Genomic DNA, 283 nt, shown 5'->3' on the forward strand with positions numbered 1-283 from the left:
CAAGCAAGGCGCTATGATATGGCTTTAGAGCCCAAAGTAACAGTAGTGACAAATGGAATTGAGACAGTTGCCTTTCAATGGGATGACAAATTAGAAGATTACGTCGAAATCGGATACGTGCCCTTATACGAAGACCTTATAACCAAAGACTATTTTCACCCGAAAGAAGCAAGTAAAGTAGAATGGGAGAGGCCTAATCATTTAAAGGCGAATAAAAAGATATATAATGAGCTGTTGGAGTCCGCTATTATAGGCGAAGACAGTACGCAAGAGCTTTATCCAT

Annotated in this window: 1 protein-coding gene; it reads left to right on the forward strand. The window is 39.9% G+C overall.

Annotated elements, in window-relative coordinates:
• A partial coding sequence (locus EJV47_RS28540; protein WP_207896026.1) for a hypothetical protein occupies positions 1 to 283 on the forward strand: 283 nt, incomplete at both ends.

It is taken from the genome of Hymenobacter gummosus, assembly GCF_003970915.1.
Classification (GTDB): domain Bacteria; phylum Bacteroidota; class Bacteroidia; order Cytophagales; family Hymenobacteraceae; genus Solirubrum; species Solirubrum gummosum.